Source organism: Desulfitobacterium dichloroeliminans LMG P-21439, from assembly GCF_000243135.2.
Classification (GTDB): domain Bacteria; phylum Bacillota; class Desulfitobacteriia; order Desulfitobacteriales; family Desulfitobacteriaceae; genus Desulfitobacterium; species Desulfitobacterium dichloroeliminans.
Genome location: NC_019903.1, coordinates 468,523 through 485,865 on the forward strand (window position 1 = coordinate 468,523; position 17,343 = coordinate 485,865).

Genomic DNA, 17,343 nt, shown 5'->3' on the forward strand with positions numbered 1-17,343 from the left:
TCACATACTACGGAGGTGCAGAGAATGTCTAGAATTGGCAAGCGGCCCATTGGTATTCCTGGTGGCGTCGACGTCAAAATAGAAGGCAGTGTTGTCACCGTTAAAGGACCTAAGGGAACTTTAACAAAAGAAATGCATTCGCATATCAACATTGCTCTAGAAGATCAACAAATCGTCGTGACTCGTCCTGACGATGAGCCACTCAGCCGCTCCCTGCATGGTTTAACCCGTACTCTGATCGCTAATATGGTTGAAGGAGTTACGAATGGTTTTTCCAAGAGCTTGGACATGGTTGGAGTTGGCTACCGTGCTGCGAAGCAAGGTAATAAATTAGTTCTTTCAGTCGGTAAATCTCATCCGGTTGAGCTGATTCCTTTTGATGGAATCGACTTCGAAGTTCCTGCCCAAAACAAAATTATTGTTAAGGGTATGGATAAAGAGCTTGTCGGTGATTTTGCCGCTGAGATTCGTAAAGAACGTCCTCCCGAGCCTTACAAAGGTAAAGGAATCAAGTATTCTGACGAAATCGTCCGTCGTAAAGCTGGTAAAGCTGGCGCTAAAAAGAAATAAGACGTAAGGCAAGGGCAAAAACTCTTGCAACAATGAAAGGAGTGAGTTTCCTTTGATCAAGCAAATTAACCGTAAAGCAATTCGGATGAACAAGCATATGCGCGTTCGGAAAAGCATATTCGGCACAGCGTCACGTCCGCGCTTGGCCATATTCCGGAGCCTGAACCATATTTACGCTCAAGTTATCAATGATGAACTAGGAGTGACTTTAGTGGCTGCTTCTTCTTTAGACCCAGAGTTTAAAGCTGCAAATCTTGCAGGAGGCAACATTGAAGGAGCGCAAAAAGTTGGCGAATTGGTTGGCAAACGAGCACAAGAAAAAGGAGTTTCCAAAGTGGTTTTCGACCGTGGCGGAAACATCTATCACGGACGGATCGCGGCTCTGGCACAAGCAGCTCGTGAGGCCGGTCTAGACTTCTAAGACACGGTAAAGGAGGGAAATTCATTGGCGAATATCGATGCAAGTAAAGAGTTGACTGAAAAAGTCGTTCACATTGCCCGCGTGGCAAAAGTTGTCAAAGGGGGACGCCGTTTCAGCTTCAGCGCACTCGTCGTCGTCGGCGATGGCCACGGCAATGTCGGAGCTGGACTCGGTAAAGCCGGAGAGGTACCTGAAGCCATTCGCAAAGGCATTGAAGATGCCAAAAAGAATATGGTTTCAGTGCCTATGATTAACACAACAATTCCTCATCCAATCGTCGGCAACTATGGAGCAGGTTCAGTACTTCTGAAACCGGCACACAAAGGTACCGGCGTTATCGCCGGCGGTGCAGTTCGTGCTGTACTTGAAGCGGCAGGCGTAAAGGATATTCTCACCAAGTCTTTAGGATCAGCAAATCCACATAACATGGTGAATGCTACAATGACTGCCTTAAAATCTCTGAAGCGGGCGGAAGATGTTGCTAAACTCCGCGGAAAAACCGTAGAAGAAATTCTGGGTTAGGGAGGGTTAGCAGTGAAAATTATAGTAACACTTGTAAAAAGCCCAATAGGGTATTCAGAGAACCAACACAAAGTCCTCAAAGCCCTCGGCTTAGGGAAAATGGGTTCTAGTGTAGTTCATGACGATACACCGAGTATCCTAGGGATGGTTCGCAAATGCGCACACTTGGTTGCGGTGGAAAACGTCGCAGAATAGAAGGAGGTGTTGACGAGCATGAAATTGCATGAACTTAAGCCTGCGCAAGGTTCAACAAAAGCGCCTAAACGTTTGGGTCGCGGAATCGGTTCCGGCACAGGTAAAACCTCTGGTAAGGGTCATAAAGGTCAAAAGGCTCGTTCTGGTGGCGGAGTACGCCCTGGATTCGAAGGCGGCCAACAGCCTCTAGCCCGCCGGATGCCAAAGCGTGGCTTTACAAATATCTTCAAAAAAGAGTTTATTGTATTGAATGTCCGCGATTTGGAGCGTTTTGAAAATGGGGCAGTCGTAAATTACGAAAGCCTTTTCGAAGTGGGACTCATCAAGGCAGTCAAAGATGGTGTGAAGATACTGGGAACAGGAGAACTGACCAAAGCCCTGACTGTACAAGTTGACAAAGTCAGCCCATCCGCAGCAGAGAAGATTGTAGCTGCTGGTGGAAAAGTCGAGGTGGAATAAGATGATTGTCGATTCCCTGAAAAACGCCTGGAATGTTCCAGAACTCAGGAAAAAAATCGGATTCACCTTAATGATGTTCCTTGTCTTCCGAATTGGCGCTCACATTCCGATTCCCTACATCAACCATGACGTTCTGTCACAGATGTTGGGAACGGGTACTTTATATGATTTCTTAGATACTTTTTCTGGTGGATCGTTTAGAAGGTTTTCGGTCTTCGCTCTAAGTATTACGCCCTATATTACAGCCTCGATTATTCTTCAGCTCTTGACGATTGTCATTCCCTATCTAGAGCGTTTAGCTAAAGAGGGGGAATACGGTCGGAAGAAAATCACTCAGTATACCCGTTATGGAACTGTTATTCTTGGCTTTGTCCAAGGTTTCGGTATGACCTTCGGTCTTCGGGGAGCCCTCGTCATTCCTCAACCAGGAATGGAATGGGCCATCTATCTCCTAGTAGCTTTAATCCTTACCGCTGGAACAGCCTTCCTAATGTGGTTGGGAGAACGAATTACGGAGAATGGGATCGGTAACGGGATATCCTTGATCATCTTCGCTGGGATTGTGGCTGGAGTACCTGATGCGATTAAGTACATTGCCGGACTCCTCAAAGTTGGCGAAATCAATGCTCTTTCCGTTCTCGGACTGGTTGTCATCGGCGCAGCGATTATCGCTGGAGTTGTTTTCATCCAAGAAGGACAACGGAGAATTCAAGTTCAATACGCGAAGCGTGTGGTCGGACGTCGGACATATGGAGGTCAATCCTCACATATTCCTATGAAGGTCAACCAAGCCGGGGTTATCCCCATCATCTTTGCAATCTCCTTGCTCGCATTTCCGAGTACGATTGCAACCTGGATGCCGGCAACCTCTGGTTATGTTCAGTTCGTTAACAAGTGGTTTGTTATGAATGGCTCACTGACCTCGATCCCATATTTATTCACGTATGCAGTGCTGATCATCTTCTTCACCTACTTCTACACCGCGGTATCCTTTAATCCGGTGGATGTGGCAGATAATCTGAAGAAGTATGGCGGGTTTATACCTGGACTTCGCCCCGGTCGTGCTACGGCCGATTATCTTACTAAGATTTTAAGCCGCCTCACTCTGGCTGGCGGAACCTTTCTCGCCTTGATTGCAGTTCTTCCGAGTTTAATCATCGGACTGACTGGAATTCAAAACATTTCATTAGGTGGTACCTCACTCCTAATCGTCGTGAGTGTAGCACTTGAGACCATGAAGCAACTGGAGTCCATGCTTATGCAGCGGCACTACCAAGGTTTCATGAAGTAAGGAGGTAAACTATGAGAGTAATCCTCATGGGACCGCCTGGGGCCGGAAAAGGAACACAAGCTGCCGATTTAATTACGAGGTATCAAATTCCTCATATTTCTACCGGGGATATGTTCCGAGCTGCTATAAAAGCAGGAACTGCCCTAGGCATCAAAGCAAAAGAGTATATGGATGCCGGTTCCCTCGTTCCAGACGAGGTAACCATCGGGATTGTCGCTGAGCGATTAGCCGAACCCGATTGTAGCAAAGGATTTTTGTTAGATGGTTTTCCACGGACAGTCGCTCAAGCAGATGCCTTAGATAAGATCATCAATGATCTGAAGCTGAACCTCGATGGCGTTATCAATATCGAAGTTCCTGAAGCTAAGCTTCTTGAGCGTCTGACGGGACGCCGGATTTGCCGGCAGTGTGGAGCAACCTATCATATGGTATTTAATCCATCCGCTAATGCAGCAGTTTGCGACAAATGCGGTGGAGAACTCTACCAAAGAAGCGATGACTCCTTGGAAACCGCGAAAAACCGATTGCAGGTCTATAACGATCAAACGCAACCTCTCATTGACTACTATCGAGGCAAGGGACTTTTGCGGGAGATTAACGGGGACCAAGACATTGCGCTAGTATTGCAAGACATTGTTGAGACCTTGGAGCACAATCATGATTGAGCTGAAAAACCCTTCTCAGATCGAACGGATGAAAAAAGCAGGGAAGATTGTGGCAGATACTCTCCAGCTGATGCGTGAAAACGTACAGCCAGGGATCACCACAGGGGAGTTAGATCGAATCGCCGAGGAGTATATCCGAAAATGCGGTGCGATACCTGCCTTCAAAGGCTATAATGGATTTCCCTCATCCCTTTGTACTTCCGTAAATGAGCAAGTGGTTCACGGTTTCCCCGGTTTAAGGACTTTGCAATCTGGAGATATTATCAGTATTGACTGTGGTGCGGTTTTTGATGGATATGTGGGCGACTCAGCGATCACCTTGCCGGTAGGCGAGATATCTGAAGAACGGCAGATGCTGTTGCGAGTTACTGAAGAAGCCTTAATGCTTGGAATTCCCCAAGCAATCAAAGGCAATCGCCTCCAGGATATATCGCATGCTATACAAACCCATGTAGAAGCCCACGGCTTATCCGTTGTACGAGACTATGTCGGTCATGGAATTGGCCGGGCGATGCATGAGGATCCGCAGATTCCTAACTACGGTAAGCCAGGCCGAGGGCCACGACTCGAAATCGGGATGGTTTTGGCTATCGAACCCATGGTTAACTTGGGAGCTTACGAAGTGAAAGTCCTAAGTGACCATTGGACTGTCGTGACGAAGGACGGTAAAGCATCTGCCCATTTCGAACACACTGTAGCCATTACGGAAAATGGCCCTGAGATATTAACTCGGAGTTAAATACACCCGATGGAGTGCCGGAGGAGGGCTGAACATGTCAAAAGAAGACGTTATTGAAGTTGAAGGAAAGGTCCTGGAACCGCTGCCAAATGCTATGTTTTTAGTGGAGTTGTCCAATGGACACAAAGTGTTAGCACATGTATCTGGGAAGATCCGGATGAATTTTATACGCATTCTGCCGGGAGACCGGGTTACTGTGGAGCTTTCTCCCTATGACTTGTCTCGCGGGCGGATTGTATATCGGTTTAAGTAAGGACCAAAGGGAGGGGATTACGGTGAAAGTAAGGCCTTCTGTGAAAAAGATCTGTGAAAAATGCAAGGTCATTAAGCGCCATGGCAAAGTCATGGTGATTTGTGAAAACCCGAAACACAAACAAAGGCAAGGATAAGACGTAGGAGACTCACCGTTGCGCGGCTGGTTGGAACTAGCACTAGATCCAATGTAGCGGGAGCTGTCTACTTGCTTAACTAGAGTTTGTTGCGGATGGTTTGTTTGGTTAATAATAACAACCATGGGATTTGAGTCCTATTGGTGTAACAGCTTATGGGGGTGTAAAGTTTAGATGGCACGTATCGCTGGAGTAGATTTACCGCGGGAAAAGCGTGTTGAAGTGGGCCTCACCTATATCTATGGAATAGGTCTTCCCACCGCACACAAAATCCTTGCCAAGACCGGCGTCAACCCGGATACTCGTATTCGTGACTTGTCCGAAGAGGAAGTGAATAGCCTCCGGGAAGTTATCGATAAAGAGATTAAAGTTGAAGGTGACTTGCGTCGGGAAGTATCCCTTAATATTAAGCGTCTGATGGAAATCGGTTGCTATCGTGGATTACGTCATCGTCGTGGGCTTCCTGTACGTGGACAACGTACGAAGACGAATGCTCGTACCCGTAAAGGTCCAATCAGAGCTATTGGAGCAAAACGCAAAAAGTAGTAAGGGGGGATTACTGAGATGGCGCGTAAAGTTGTACGCACAAAACGTCGGGAGCGCAAAAACATTGCTACAGGCGTTGCCCATATTAAGTCAACGTTTAACAATAGCATGGTCACGATTGCCGATACTAATGGTAATGTGATTTCTTGGTCTAGTGCAGGCGCACTTGGCTTCAAAGGATCTCGTAAGAGCACTCCTTATGCTGCTCAGATGGCTGCTGAGACCGCTGCCAAAGCTGCTATGGAACATGGCTTGAAAGAAGTCGAATGCTTCGTCAAAGGACCGGGAGCTGGCCGTGAGGCTGCTATCCGTGCCCTCCAAGCCGCAGGTTTAGAGGTTAATATGATTAAAGACGTGACGCCGATTCCGCATAACGGTTGTCGGCCTCCGAAACGTAGAAGAGTATAAGAAGGAGGTGTCATCATGGCAAGATATACAGGCCCAGTTTGTCGTTTATGTCGTCGGGAGGGTATGAAGCTCTTCCTTAAAGGAGATCGTTGTTATACAGGCAAATGCGCGATTGATCGTCGTGCTTATGCTCCTGGTCAACACGGTCAAAGCCGTGGCAAAAAGCCAACTGAATATGGTATTCAGTTGCGTGAAAAACAAAAAGTTCGCCGTATCTATGGCGTTATGGAAAAACAATTCCGCAGCTACTATGATAAGGCTAATCGCCAAAAAGGGGTCGTCGGGGAAAATCTCCTTCGTCTCTTAGAGCGTCGTCTTGACAACGTTGTATTCCAACTTGGCTTTGCAACGTCTCGTCCGGAAGCTCGCCAACTGGTTCGCCATGGTCACTATACAGTGAATGGCCGCCGTGTAGATATTCCTTCCTTCCTTGTACGCGTAGGGGATGTGGTTGGCGTTAAAGAGGCCAGCAAATCTTCACCGCGTTTGAAGGAAATCCTATCCAATTTGGATCGGACTCCACCGAAATGGATGAGCTTGGATGCTACAGCTGCTACAGGAACTATCATTGAACTACCTGCTCGAGACGATATTCAAATGCCCATCCAGGAACATCTTATTGTTGAGAAATACTCCCGTTAATCATGAGCTTAGGATGGCTTGTTGATATCAAGTTCCCGAGAAAGAAGGTGCATTCCGATGTTAGAAATCGAGAAGCCCAAGATTGAATGTGTCGAACGTACTGACGATAATTCATACGCTAAATTTGTCGTTGAGCCTCTCGAAAGAGGGTATGGGATTACTCTAGGCAACTCCTTGAGAAGAATTCTCCTATCCTCTCTTCCTGGGACTGCAGTCACATCTGTAAAGATCGAAGGGGTACTCCACGAGTTTTCTACAGTACCGGGGGTTTTAGAAGATGTCACAGACATTATTCTGAATCTCAAGAGCCTTGCTTTAAAAGGGCATACGGATGAAATCAAAGTTCTGCGTCTCGAAGCCGAAGGAGAGGGAGTCATCAAGGCCGGTGATATCATCACCGATGCTGACGTTGAAGTCCTCAACCCGGACTTGAAGATCGCAACTTTGGATAAGGATGGTCGTCTCTTCATGGAGATGACTGCCGAAAGAGGACGGGGCTATGTTCCGGCTGATAAAAACAAGAAGCCTGACCAAGCCATCGGAATCATTCCCATTGACTCCATCTTTGCACCCATCTATAAGGTCAATTACACTGTTGAAGATACTCGTGTCGGCATGGTCACAGACTATGACAAGCTAACCCTTGAAGTCTGGTCTAACGGCAGTATCACTCCAGAAGAAGCGACCAGTTTGGCTGCGAAGATTCTCAGTGAGCATCTGCGTCTCTTCATTGGACTCACCGATAAGCTCAACAATGTTGAGATCATGGTCGAGAAAGAAGAAGAAGCGAAGGACAAAATTCTGGAGATGACGATTGAAGATCTTGACCTTTCAGTCCGCTCTTACAATTGTCTGAAACGGGCCGGTATTAACTCAGTAGAGGAACTGACCCAAAAGACGGAAGAGGACATGATCAAGGTGCGTAACCTCGGTCGCAAGTCCTTGGAAGAAGTGGAGACTAAGTTGAAAGACCTCGGCTTGGGGTTCCGCAAAGCTGAGGACTAATTCGGTGCAAAAGGAGGGGAACAACATTGGCTTACCGTAAATTGGGAAGAAACATGGGTCACAGAGGCGCAATGCTTCGCAACCTAGCAACTTCCCTTTTAAAACACGAGCGCATTGAAACCACAGAGGCCCGTGCCAAAGAGGTAAATGCTATTGCTGAGAAGATGATTACTCTCGGTAAACAAGGCGATCTCGCAGCACGTCGTCATGCTATGAGCTATCTGATGGAAGAAGATGTGGTCACCAAATTATTTGAAACCATCGCTCCAAAGTATGCTGATCGCCAAGGTGGATATACCCGGATTATGAAGGTCGGGTATCGCCGCGGAGACGCTGCAGAAATGGTTCTTATTGAACTCGTCTAATTACACACGTTCGTAACACATTCTTGGTCAGATAAGAAGTGAAGTCAGGTTGTTATAAGCAGCCTGGCTTTTTTTATTTATAAGCCACAATTATAGGCATAGTTTGACTTGCGAAGCATATATACTCATGTAGAAAGAAAGCGAATAAACTAGGATAGTTTGTTAATTTTAGGTAAGGCTCTCTGCGTTAGATATATTTAGGAGAAATCTACTTCTATGTGGGGCTTGATGCTCAGTAAATTTGAATAATGACGAATGCAAATGGAAAATAATGGTTGTAGAATATGGGTTTCAAAAGTATACTATCTGTAAGATGTATGAAATGGTGATTAAAATTCGCATAGTTTGGGCTAAAGTTATTGGAGGTAAGGGCTAATGATGTATTATGTTTAGCTTAAGCCAAAAAATAAGAGATTCCATGACGAATTTTTTGCAACTCTATCCGATGTATTGTGAATACCAAAAAGAGATATTTGAGCTTACTGAAGAACGAATGGCGCAGAGTAAATACTCAATGGATAGGTGCGGCTTTGGACACCAAGCTGTAAAGTATCAGCTCGATGTGGATATTACAGTTGAGCTAACCAAGGCTGCAATGCAGATAAAACCTTCAGCAGAGGCTGATCTCCCATTATGTTTAAGGATAACGGATAGAGAAAGGGGCAGGGCTAATGATGCCTTATGCGAGCCTGGGCCAGAAAGTCAATGAAGTGTTCGATGGTTTTTTGCGTTTTTATCCAAGTTACCAGGAATTTCGCAAGGAAATCATTGAAGTGACTGAAAAGCATATCTCGCAAAGTCTGGCAGCAATGAGTGAGGAGACATTAAATAACTATTTCTTTGGTCATCAACTACACGCTGATATCACAGTAGAAATAACAAAGCAGGCAATGAACCTAAAGGAATTCACCGTCCCTGTAAGAGCTATAGTGCGTCCAGAGCCCCTACGAGCACCACAGTCTTTACAGGCACCACAATCGTTACATTCGCGACCGTTACCATTGTATTCGCAGTCCCCGCAGTATCCGAAGACGCAAAGTTATTTACCGAGTTCAACTCCTCCCAAGTCAAGTTATACAAAACGCACGACGCGTTTTACCTATGAGAAATGATCTGCCCTTGTCAAGGTGGACCAGGGAAATAAATAAACAAGGTTTATGAGACAAGCTACTACCAAATAAGGTGGTAGCTTATTCTTTTATGCAGCATACTTTTCCTTGTACTTCAAAATTCGTTTGTTCTCGGAAATAGGATATTGTACTGGAGAATCTGTTCCAAGTGCAGCAGCCCGTACTTCCATAGGAGTGCGGTTTCCGAATCGCTCCTGAAGCCGTTCGTAGTTATAGAAATGTATGTATTGATCAATTGCTGTTCTAAGAGTTGCTTCGTCTTCAAACTTATTTAGATTGAACATTTCTGCTTTTATGATTCCCCAGAAGCCCTCAGTGGGACAGTTGTCGAGGCAGTGACCGACACGTGACATCGATTGCTCCATCTGCTGTTCTCTGAGCTTCATCTGAAAAACTTTACTGGTGTATTGAAAGCCCCTGTCACTATGAAACAAGGGCTTTGCATCCGGATTTGCAGCCACTGCACGGTCAAAGGTATCAAATACCAACCTGTTGTCATTGCGCTTGTTTAATACATATGCCACCACAGAGCGATCGTGCAGATCCACAATAGCACTGAGGTACAACTTGTGCACAATCGCTCCTTCATACCATTTGAACTCGGTTACATCCGTTACCCATTTCTCGTTTGGTTTGGTTGCATTGAAATCCCGCTTTAAGATATTCTCCGCAGTAGTTTCGGGAGAAGCATAAGAGTATTTTCTCTGCTTTCTTCGAATCACAGAATGGATGTTGAGGACTTTCATGATGCGGTGAATCCTATTCTTGCTGTAGAATGTTCCGTTAAAATGGTTTATCCAGGCTGTCATACGGCGGTATCCGAGAATATGGTTGAATTTGTCGTCATACTCTCTAACCAACTCAGCTAACTGGATATTCTCTTGCTCGGCTTTTGGCACAGCACGGTGAGTCCATTTGTAATATGCAGCCTTAGCAAGATTCAGTTGTCGGCACATCCAGCGAATACTCCACTTCTTTTCCCTATGAAAATGCTGTATTGCAAGATATTTGGATTCAAAACGTAGCCTCCCCAACCTCACATCCCTTCGAATTCCTTCACTTTTTTTAACAGCTCTACAACCATATCCCTTTCTTCCAGCTGGCGCTTTAGGCGAAAGTTTTCTCGGCGTAAACGCTCCAACTCACCGACTTCATCATCTGTCTTGTGCTTGCCACGCTTGTCTGTGAGTCCATCTTCACCAGTTTCGAGATATTTCTTTACCCAGGTGTAGACCTGACTGTAGGAAACATCATAAAGGGCAGCTGTACCTTTATAATCTTTACCATGAGAGATACAGTACTCAGTAATTTCTCTTCTTTCTTCCAGAGTTGTTTTTCTTCTTGCGTATGCCATATAGACCTCCCTATTCGGAGCATAGTCCTTGAGCTCTTTATTGGCATTATAACGCTTAATCCATTGCCAGAGAACGCTTCTGTTTGAAATATTAAATTTTGCTACGATGTCATCTACGTAGCCATCTCCTCGAAGAACAGCTTCGACGCACATTGTCTTGAATTCTTTGTTGTAATGAGCGTTACCCTCTCCTTTCACAAAGCATACTGCACCTTGCTCTCTGTATTTGCGAATCCAATCTTTAAGCGTTGTTTCACCTATTCCATATGTTTTTGCAAGTGATTCATAAGAACCTTGTCCAGATAGATACTCTTCAACAATTCTCAGCTTCCATTCGGCATTATGCGGTGATTTAGCCATAAAAAATCCTCCTAAAGTAGTTTTGGATATTTCCATGGTCTACTTTAGGAGGAGCATATCAAAACACGGGAACGTCATCTTCCTGCCCTTTAAGGGGTGCTCGCTTCCCCAGGGGAGCCTATAAAGAACGATAAGAAATCAACAAAGATGGCGAATCAAAGATAACCAGACAAAGGAACCGACTACATAAGTGATCGGTTCCTTTGTCTGTACTCCCCCGTCACTGCCCCTATCCCTTGTGTGCGCCAGAAGGACAAGTGTGCTTAATTTCTTGCTCAGAATCATTGACATGGAACCATGGAGTGATAAAATAAAACGTAGGTTGTCTATTATATAAAAAAGGAGAGAAGAATGTGAAAAAAGGGAAACGGTTTATAGCTCTTGCCTTAAGCATGCTTTTGGTCGGCGTATCATTAGCAGGCTGCGGAGCAAGCAATGCAGGTAGCACAAACACAGGGGACAAAGTAGATAAGGCTAAAGAGACCTTAATCTACGCTCAAGGCGCCGAGCCAAGAGGGCTCGATCCAGCCCTTGTGGACGATGGTGAGTCCGCTAAGGTCATGATCAACCTCTATGAGGGACTCTTAAAGTATGCTGATGATTCAACCAAAGTTGAACCTTCACTGGCGAAAAGTTGGGAAGTAAGTCCAGATGGACTTAGCTATACCTTCAAGCTCCAAGAGGGCGTCAAGTTCCATGACGGTACTGATTTCAACGCTGAAGCAGTGAAGATCAATATCGATCGCCAAATTCCACCTCAAGCTACCCCGGATATGGCTTATGGCTCTTTCGTTTATGGATCAGTTAAGGATGTAGAAGTTGTCGATGCGAATACTGTTAAAATCAATCTGACAGCTCCTAGCACCCCTTTCCTCAATAACCTGGCTATGGTTATGGCTGCTCCTATGGTTAGTCCTAAGGCTTTACAAGAAAAAAGTAACAATCTTAACCAAGCTCCCGTGGGAACAGGCCCCTACAAGTTCGTTAGTTGGGCAAAAGATGAGAACATCGTTTTAGAACGGTATGAAGAATATTGGGGCGAAAAGGCTCTGACCAAAAATGTTATCTTTAAATTCATCAAAGATAACTCAGCTCGAGTGGTTGCCTTAAACAACGGTGAGGCCGATATGATTGATGGTATCGATGCTACTGTCGTTGATCAAATCACTAGCGCAGGAAATAAAGTATTCCAAGCTCCTGGTATGAATATCAACTACATGGCTTATAACACCTCCAAAGCACCTTTTAATGATGCTAAGGTCCGCAAAGCTGTTTCTCAGGCTATCAATGTTCCTGAGTTAGTAGAAAGCCTCTATCAAGGTTATTCTGAAACTGCAACTTCCGTATTACCCACCTTTATGGAAGGCTATGACGCAAGTATTGCGCAAGCCGCTTATGATCCCGCCGCTGCTACAGAGGCTCTCAAAGCAGCTGGCTTAACTAATGTCCACATCATTACTTATACTAATCCAAGACCTTATAATGCGGCTACTGGCCAAGCCCTTGCCGAGGCTATTCAAGGCTACCTCTCTAAAGTTGGCGTAACCGCTACCATCGACTCCTATGACTGGACAACTTATAAAGAAAAAGTAAAAGCTGGTGACTATGACATCTGCTTCTATGGTTGGATCGGTGACAACGGAGACCCGGACAACTTTATGTATCTGTTAGCTCATGAAGATCCTACGATGAATGTGGCTCGTTATAATAACCCAGAATTCAATGCCTTAATTGAAGAAGGTATCAAAGCTCCTGCAGGCGCTGATCGCAACGCTATCTATACCAATCTCGAGAAAATCGCCGCTGAAGATGCTGCTTGGCTCCCCCTTTCCCATGCACAGACCCTTGCAGCTTATAGCCCTAAAGTTCAAAACTTCTTGTACCATATGACTGGTGTTACTCCATTTGCTGGGGTATCCAAAGAATAATAAGGTAAAAGGAAAGAAGTTGGCTGCCGAGGACCGGTCTTTGTGCCGGTTCCCGGTTTTGCTTTTTCATCAGAATCTTCCGCCGAGTTTTCTATATCTTAAGAGCCGAAGGGTGTTGGAGATGTTAAAGTATATCGTTAATAGAATCTTGATGTTGATTCCTGTACTAATTGGTGTATCCATTATTGTTTTCTTTATTATGCGCGTTTTATCACCTGATCCGGCCCCGATTGTGTTAGGTCAGCATGCGACTCAAGAATCAGTTGATGTTTGGAGACAGGCTAACGGGTTAAATGATCCCATCCCTCTTCAATATCTAAACTTTATTGTAGGCGCTGTCCAAGGCGATCTGGGAACTTCCTATTATACAAAGGCGCCTGTCATTGAAGAAATTATGGCACGCTTTCCGGCCACCATCGAATTAGCAATGGTTGCTATTGTTTTGGCTTCTGTAGTTGGAATTATAATCGGAATTATTTCCGCGGTAAAAAAGAATTCCTTATTTGATAACGCGGGTATGTTTCTGGCCTTAGTTGGGGTATCAATGCCCATCTTTTGGTTGGGTATTTTGCTGATTATTTTTTTCTCAGGTACACTCTATTGGCTTCCCTCCAGCGGGAGAATCGATCCTTTGTTAAGGCCTATGGATGTTACTGGGTTTTATCTCATTGACAGTTTGATCGCCGGAGATATGGAGGCATTTACGGATGCACTTCAGCATCTGATCTTGCCGGGAGTCGCTCTAGCCATGTATTCTATGGCCATTATTACACGGATGACTCGCTCCAGCATGCTAGAGACCTTGCAGCAGGATTACATTCGGACAGCACGAGCTAAAGGGGTTTCCGAGGTGAATGTCGTTCGTAAGCACGCCTTTCGCAATGGCTTGATTCCGATTGTGACGGTGATTGGCCTCCAGTTGGGGAGTCTGCTCGGTGGAGCAGTTTTGACGGAAACAGTCTTCTCCTGGCCGGGTATTGGCTCTTATACGGTTGCCTGCATTCTGAAGTCCGATTTTCCGGTAGTGCAGGGAGTTGTCCTGCTTATTGCCACAATATTTGTGCTTATGAATTTGCTAGTTGACGTGATCTATGCCTTTTTAGATCCACGTATTAAATATTCCAAGTAGGAGGTTGCTTGTATGAAAAAGGATACGAGTTCAGGTTCAGATGTTCATCTGATGCAGGCTGCTGAATACGTGGAAAAACCAGAGTCGCAGCTCAAGGAAATGTGGTATACACTCAAGCAGAATAAGGCCGCGGTCGTTGGCTTGTGTATCATAATCATATTGGTTCTCATCGCCCTCGTGGTCTGGGCCAGTGAACTTTTAGGGATTCAAGTTTTGCCTTATGATCCCAATTATTCGGATATGTCGAAAAGTTTCACCCCACCGAACTCAGAACATTGGTTTGGCACAGACCAATTAGGAAGAGACATGTTTAGCAGGGTTCTTGATGGAACGAAGATTTCTCTCTCTGTTGGGGTAGCGGCGGTCTCCATTTCTCTCACCATCGGTGTCATCCTAGGTGCCATAGCTGGGTATCGCGGCGGCCGAACAGATACGATCATTATGCGGTTTATGGATATGATTTTAGCTATCCCTTCCATCCTGTTGGCGATTGCCTTCATGGCTGCCCTAGGTAAGGGCATAGATAAGGCGGTCATTGCAATCGGGTTGGTTTCCATTCCGGAGTATGCCCGTATCGTCAGGGGCAGCATTTTATCCATTAAAGAAAGCGATTATGTGCAAGCGGCTAAAGTCATCGGTAACAAAGACAGCCGTATTATCTTTAAGCATATTTTACCGAATATCATCTCCTTAATTGTTGTACGGGCCACTTTGGGAATTTCCACCGCAGTACTTGATACAGCAGCTCTTGGCTTTTTAGGCTTAGGTGTCCAACCGCCTTTTGCTGAGTGGGGCGATATGTTAGGAAGGGCAAGAGGTTTTATTTTTACCGCACCCTATACCTTGATTTTCCCAGGTGTTGCGATTACGACTACCGTTTTGGCCTTCAACTTACTGGGCGACGGGCTTCGCGATGCTCTTGATCCGAAATCCAGAATAAAGTAGGGGTATGAGACAATGTTATTGGAAGTAAAAAACTTAAAAACAGAATTTAAACTGAAACGTGGTACCGTTAGAGCGGTCGATGATATTAGTTTTTCAGTCGATGAAGGTGAGATACTCGCTATTGTTGGCGAATCCGGCTCGGGTAAAAGCGTCACTTCTCTTTCAGTTATGGGACTCTTACAGAAACCTGGTCGCATCGCCGGTGGCGAAATTATGTTTGAAGGGCAGAATTTGGCCCAGATGAGCCAAAAAGAGTTGCGAGCTATCCGGGGCAACAAAATCTCTATGATCTTTCAAGAGCCGATGACTTCTTTGAATCCGGTCTGGCGCATCAAGGACCAGATCATGGAAAGTCTCATGATCCATAAAAAGTTGGACAAAAAGCAAGCTTTGGCAAGAGCTATAGAGTTGTTGGACATGGTGGGCATACCCTCGGCAGCCGATCGAGCCAATGACTATCCTCACCAAATGAGCGGTGGAATGCGCCAGCGGGTTATGATTGCCATGGCTTTGTCCTGCGAGCCACAGCTTTTAATTGCTGACGAGCCGACTACAGCACTTGACGTGACGATTCAGGCCCAGATTCTTGATTTGCTCTATCACATGCGCGAAAAGTTCAATATGGCGGTCCTGTTGATTACCCACGACCTCGGTGTCGTTTCGGAAGCAGCCGACCGGGTCATCGTCATGTACTGTGGCAAAATTGTTGAGGAGGCTGACGTCAAAACCCTGTTCAAAAACCCTCTCCATCCCTATACAGTCGGATTGCTCAACTCCATACCTCAGATTGATGATGACAGTGATGATCGTTTGTATATGATTAAAGGCATGGTTCCCAATCCCTTGAACATGCCCCCCGGTTGCTCTTTTTCAGATCGTTGTGACCGCTCGATGGAGCGTTGCACTAAAGAAATGCCGAGACTTCAAGAGATCGACGGGCATAAGGTACGCTGCTTTTTGTATGAAGATACTAAGGAAGGGGAATTGAATGCCCAATGAGCGAAGTATTATTAGATATTCAAAACCTTTCCAAGCACTTTTCTGTGGGAAGCAATTTTTTTGGCAAAACCGTGTCATTGCTTAAGGCTGTAGATGAAGTTTCTTTCACCATCCAAAAGGGTGAGGCCTTTGGTTTAGTGGGTGAATCCGGGTGTGGCAAAACCACCCTGGGAAAAGTTATTGTCAATCTCCATAGTCCAACCAGCGGAAAAATGATTTTTGAGGGAAAAGATCTCACCGCCCTGAAGGAAAACGAGCGGAGAGCTTATTGTAAAGATATCCAGATGATTTTTCAGGATCCCTATGCCTCGCTCAATCCACGCATGACCGTGGGGGACATTATTGCCGAGCCGATTATCATTAATAATCTGCTTCCGGCTAATAAAGTGGAGGAACGAGTTACCTATTTATTGAACTGTGTGGGCCTAGCCCAGCACCAAAGAAATCGCTATCCCCACGAATTCTCCGGAGGTCAGCGCCAACGGGTTGGGATTGCCCGAGCCCTAGCGGTGGAGCCCAAGCTGATCGTCTGTGATGAGCCGGTCTCTGCTTTGGACGTATCCATTCAGGCCCAAGTGTTGAATCTCTTGGCCGATTTAAAGGATGAATTTGGACTGACCTATCTCTTCATCGCCCATGGTTTGAACGTGGTTAAGCACATCAGCGACCGAGTCGGGGTAATGTACCTAGGAAAGTTAGTAGAAATCGCCCCTAAGAAGGAGTTGTATGCTAATCCTCTCCACCCCTATACCCAGGCGTTACTATCTGCCATACCCATCATTGATCCAGAGAAGAAAAAGCAACGGATTATCTTAGAGGGAGATGTGCCTAGCCCTATTAACCCACCTGATGGCTGCCGCTTCTGCTCTCGTTGCTTTAAGGAAATGGAGCAGTGTAAGAGCCTAACACCGGAGCTGAAAGAGATTTCGCCCGGACACTGGGTCGCCTGTCATCTGTTTGACTAGGGAGGAATACCGGATTTTTACGGCACCCATCCAAGCCAAACCCGGCATCGCCCAGTCCCAGTCCTTCAGATATACCGCGGGGGCGCAGTCGTTGGTGCACCGTGACAGTGATACTCTCTGATAAGCAAAAAAAGGAGTTGTCAATCTACACAAAGTAGAGAGACAACTCCTTATATTTACGAAATGAAATATCACTTGCTAAGGATCTTTTCCTCACTTATATTATACCACTTTTTTATCGAAAATATTAGCCTTATAATTCCTGCCTAGAGTGTGTATGATACTTACCAGAAGGTACATGGTAATGCTGGAGGGG

24 protein-coding genes are annotated in these 17,343 nt (G+C 45.6%); 22 read left to right on the forward strand and 2 right to left on the reverse strand.

The genetic code is table 11. The annotated features are described in order from the left end of the window. Positions 1–24: 24 nt before the first annotated feature. From rplF to DESDI_RS02260, 17 genes are all read left to right on the forward strand, one after another. Positions 25–570: a 50S ribosomal protein L6 gene (rplF, locus tag DESDI_RS02180; RefSeq protein ID WP_015261000.1), complete on the forward strand. Its 546-nt coding sequence runs from the start codon at positions 25–27 to the stop codon at positions 568–570. Between the two features lie 52 nt (positions 571–622). Next, positions 623–991 (forward strand): 50S ribosomal protein L18, encoded by a 369-nt coding sequence (gene rplR, locus DESDI_RS02185; RefSeq protein ID WP_015261001.1) that lies wholly within the window; start codon positions 623–625, stop codon positions 989–991. 24 nt (positions 992–1,015) lie between these two features. After that, positions 1,016–1,513, forward strand: a complete 498-nt coding sequence (rpsE, locus tag DESDI_RS02190) for a 30S ribosomal protein S5 (protein ID WP_015261002.1) — start codon at positions 1,016–1,018, stop codon at positions 1,511–1,513. A 12-nt stretch (positions 1,514–1,525) separates the two neighbouring features. Next, on the forward strand, positions 1,526–1,708 hold the full coding sequence (rpmD, locus tag DESDI_RS02195; RefSeq protein WP_015261003.1) for a 50S ribosomal protein L30: 183 nt from the start codon (positions 1,526–1,528) through the stop codon (positions 1,706–1,708). Between the two features lie 18 nt (positions 1,709–1,726). Further along, positions 1,727–2,167 carry a 50S ribosomal protein L15 gene (gene rplO / locus DESDI_RS02200; protein ID WP_015261004.1) on the forward strand — a complete coding sequence of 147 codons (441 nt, stop codon included), beginning with the start codon at positions 1,727–1,729 and terminating at the stop codon, positions 2,165–2,167. Between the two features lies 1 nt (position 2,168). Beyond that, positions 2,169–3,458: a preprotein translocase subunit SecY gene (gene secY / locus DESDI_RS02205; RefSeq protein ID WP_015261005.1), complete on the forward strand. Its 1,290-nt coding sequence runs from the start codon at positions 2,169–2,171 to the stop codon at positions 3,456–3,458. An 11-nt stretch (positions 3,459–3,469) separates the two neighbouring features. Then, positions 3,470–4,123 carry an adenylate kinase gene (locus tag DESDI_RS02210; RefSeq protein ID WP_015261006.1) on the forward strand — a complete coding sequence of 218 codons (654 nt, stop codon included), beginning with the start codon at positions 3,470–3,472 and terminating at the stop codon, positions 4,121–4,123. Further along, positions 4,116–4,862, forward strand: a complete 747-nt coding sequence (gene map, locus DESDI_RS02215) for a type I methionyl aminopeptidase (RefSeq protein WP_015261007.1) — start codon at positions 4,116–4,118, stop codon at positions 4,860–4,862. The genes DESDI_RS02210 and map overlap by 8 nt, the downstream gene beginning before the upstream one ends. 34 nt (positions 4,863–4,896) lie before the next feature. Next, on the forward strand, positions 4,897–5,115 hold the full coding sequence (gene infA, locus DESDI_RS02220; RefSeq protein WP_005810121.1) for a translation initiation factor IF-1: 219 nt from the start codon (positions 4,897–4,899) through the stop codon (positions 5,113–5,115). A 22-nt stretch (positions 5,116–5,137) separates the two neighbouring features. Next, positions 5,138–5,251, forward strand: coding sequence for a 50S ribosomal protein L36 (gene rpmJ / locus DESDI_RS02225; RefSeq protein ID WP_005810119.1), 114 nt, complete (start codon positions 5,138–5,140; stop codon positions 5,249–5,251). A gap of 174 nt (positions 5,252–5,425) precedes the next feature. Then, positions 5,426–5,797, forward strand: a complete 372-nt coding sequence (gene rpsM / locus DESDI_RS02230; RefSeq protein ID WP_015261009.1) for a 30S ribosomal protein S13 — start codon at positions 5,426–5,428, stop codon at positions 5,795–5,797. Positions 5,798–5,815: 18 nt separating this feature from the next. Continuing rightward, positions 5,816–6,205, forward strand: a complete 390-nt coding sequence (gene rpsK, locus DESDI_RS02235; RefSeq protein WP_015261010.1) for a 30S ribosomal protein S11 — start codon at positions 5,816–5,818, stop codon at positions 6,203–6,205. A gap of 15 nt (positions 6,206–6,220) precedes the next feature. Further along, entirely contained in the window at positions 6,221–6,847 is a 627-nt protein-coding gene (gene rpsD / locus DESDI_RS02240) for a 30S ribosomal protein S4 (RefSeq protein ID WP_015261011.1), read from the forward strand. 57 nt (positions 6,848–6,904) lie between these two features. Continuing rightward, positions 6,905–7,852 (forward strand): DNA-directed RNA polymerase subunit alpha, encoded by a 948-nt coding sequence (locus DESDI_RS02245; RefSeq protein WP_015261012.1) that lies wholly within the window; start codon positions 6,905–6,907, stop codon positions 7,850–7,852. Positions 7,853–7,878: 26 nt separating this feature from the next. Next, positions 7,879–8,217 carry a 50S ribosomal protein L17 gene (rplQ, locus tag DESDI_RS02250; RefSeq protein ID WP_015261013.1) on the forward strand — a complete coding sequence of 113 codons (339 nt, stop codon included), beginning with the start codon at positions 7,879–7,881 and terminating at the stop codon, positions 8,215–8,217. A gap of 385 nt (positions 8,218–8,602) precedes the next feature. After that, positions 8,603–8,926, forward strand: a complete 324-nt coding sequence (locus DESDI_RS02255; RefSeq protein ID WP_041219219.1) for a hypothetical protein — start codon at positions 8,603–8,605, stop codon at positions 8,924–8,926. Then, complete coding sequence (locus DESDI_RS02260) at positions 8,889–9,329, forward strand: hypothetical protein (protein ID WP_041219220.1); 441 nt, start codon at positions 8,889–8,891, stop codon at positions 9,327–9,329. Before DESDI_RS02255 ends, DESDI_RS02260 begins: the two co-directional genes overlap by 38 nt. Positions 9,330–9,415: 86 nt before the next feature. Here the strand turns inward: DESDI_RS02260 and DESDI_RS02265 are convergent, their stop codons facing one another. Next, positions 9,416–10,387, reverse strand: a complete 972-nt coding sequence (locus DESDI_RS02265) for an IS3 family transposase (protein ID WP_041219222.1) — start codon at positions 10,385–10,387, stop codon at positions 9,416–9,418. After that, positions 10,384–11,061 carry a helix-turn-helix domain-containing protein gene (locus DESDI_RS02270; RefSeq protein ID WP_015261018.1) on the reverse strand — a complete coding sequence of 226 codons (678 nt, stop codon included), beginning with the start codon at positions 11,059–11,061 and terminating at the stop codon, positions 10,384–10,386. Before DESDI_RS02270 ends, DESDI_RS02265 begins: the two co-directional genes overlap by 4 nt. A 353-nt stretch (positions 11,062–11,414) precedes the next feature. Between DESDI_RS02270 and DESDI_RS02275 the strand changes: the two genes are divergently transcribed. From DESDI_RS02275 to DESDI_RS02295, 5 genes are all read left to right on the forward strand, one after another. Continuing rightward, entirely contained in the window at positions 11,415–12,989 is a 1,575-nt protein-coding gene (locus DESDI_RS02275) for an ABC transporter substrate-binding protein (RefSeq protein WP_015261019.1), read from the forward strand. Positions 12,990–13,110: 121 nt separating this feature from the next. Then, positions 13,111–14,118: an ABC transporter permease gene (locus DESDI_RS02280; protein ID WP_041219647.1), complete on the forward strand. Its 1,008-nt coding sequence runs from the start codon at positions 13,111–13,113 to the stop codon at positions 14,116–14,118. A 12-nt stretch (positions 14,119–14,130) separates the two neighbouring features. Then, entirely contained in the window at positions 14,131–15,063 is a 933-nt protein-coding gene (nikC, locus tag DESDI_RS02285) for a nickel transporter permease (protein WP_015261021.1), read from the forward strand. 12 nt (positions 15,064–15,075) lie between these two features. After that, positions 15,076–16,062 carry an ABC transporter ATP-binding protein gene (locus DESDI_RS02290; RefSeq protein WP_015261022.1) on the forward strand — a complete coding sequence of 329 codons (987 nt, stop codon included), beginning with the start codon at positions 15,076–15,078 and terminating at the stop codon, positions 16,060–16,062. After that, complete coding sequence (locus DESDI_RS02295; RefSeq protein ID WP_015261023.1) at positions 16,059–17,027, forward strand: ABC transporter ATP-binding protein; 969 nt, start codon at positions 16,059–16,061, stop codon at positions 17,025–17,027. The genes DESDI_RS02290 and DESDI_RS02295 overlap by 4 nt, the downstream gene beginning before the upstream one ends. Positions 17,028–17,343 lie beyond the last annotated feature (316 nt).

Coding starts and splice junctions, on each gene's coding strand:
- DESDI_RS02210 (WP_015261006.1), top strand. CDS start 3,470: ATGAGAGTAATCCTCATGGGACCGCCTGGGGCCGGAAAAGGAACACAA.
- DESDI_RS02295 (WP_015261023.1), top strand. CDS start 16,059: ATGAGCGAAGTATTATTAGATATTCAAAACCTTTCCAAGCACTTTTCT.
- DESDI_RS02280 (WP_041219647.1), top strand. CDS start 13,111: ATGTTAAAGTATATCGTTAATAGAATCTTGATGTTGATTCCTGTACTA.
- DESDI_RS02260 (WP_041219220.1), top strand. CDS start 8,889: ATGATGCCTTATGCGAGCCTGGGCCAGAAAGTCAATGAAGTGTTCGAT.
- rplF (WP_015261000.1), top strand. CDS start 25: ATGTCTAGAATTGGCAAGCGGCCCATTGGTATTCCTGGTGGCGTCGAC.
- DESDI_RS02245 (WP_015261012.1), top strand. CDS start 6,905: ATGTTAGAAATCGAGAAGCCCAAGATTGAATGTGTCGAACGTACTGAC.
- map (WP_015261007.1), top strand. CDS start 4,116: ATGATTGAGCTGAAAAACCCTTCTCAGATCGAACGGATGAAAAAAGCA.
- rpsM (WP_015261009.1), top strand. CDS start 5,426: ATGGCACGTATCGCTGGAGTAGATTTACCGCGGGAAAAGCGTGTTGAA.
- secY (WP_015261005.1), top strand. CDS start 2,169: ATGATTGTCGATTCCCTGAAAAACGCCTGGAATGTTCCAGAACTCAGG.
- nikC (WP_015261021.1), top strand. CDS start 14,131: ATGAAAAAGGATACGAGTTCAGGTTCAGATGTTCATCTGATGCAGGCT.
- DESDI_RS02270 (WP_015261018.1), bottom strand. CDS start 11,061: ATGGCTAAATCACCGCATAATGCCGAATGGAAGCTGAGAATTGTTGAA.
- rplO (WP_015261004.1), top strand. CDS start 1,727: ATGAAATTGCATGAACTTAAGCCTGCGCAAGGTTCAACAAAAGCGCCT.
- DESDI_RS02255 (WP_041219219.1), top strand. CDS start 8,603: ATGTTTAGCTTAAGCCAAAAAATAAGAGATTCCATGACGAATTTTTTG.
- DESDI_RS02290 (WP_015261022.1), top strand. CDS start 15,076: ATGTTATTGGAAGTAAAAAACTTAAAAACAGAATTTAAACTGAAACGT.
- rpsK (WP_015261010.1), top strand. CDS start 5,816: ATGGCGCGTAAAGTTGTACGCACAAAACGTCGGGAGCGCAAAAACATT.
- rpsD (WP_015261011.1), top strand. CDS start 6,221: ATGGCAAGATATACAGGCCCAGTTTGTCGTTTATGTCGTCGGGAGGGT.
- infA (WP_005810121.1), top strand. CDS start 4,897: ATGTCAAAAGAAGACGTTATTGAAGTTGAAGGAAAGGTCCTGGAACCG.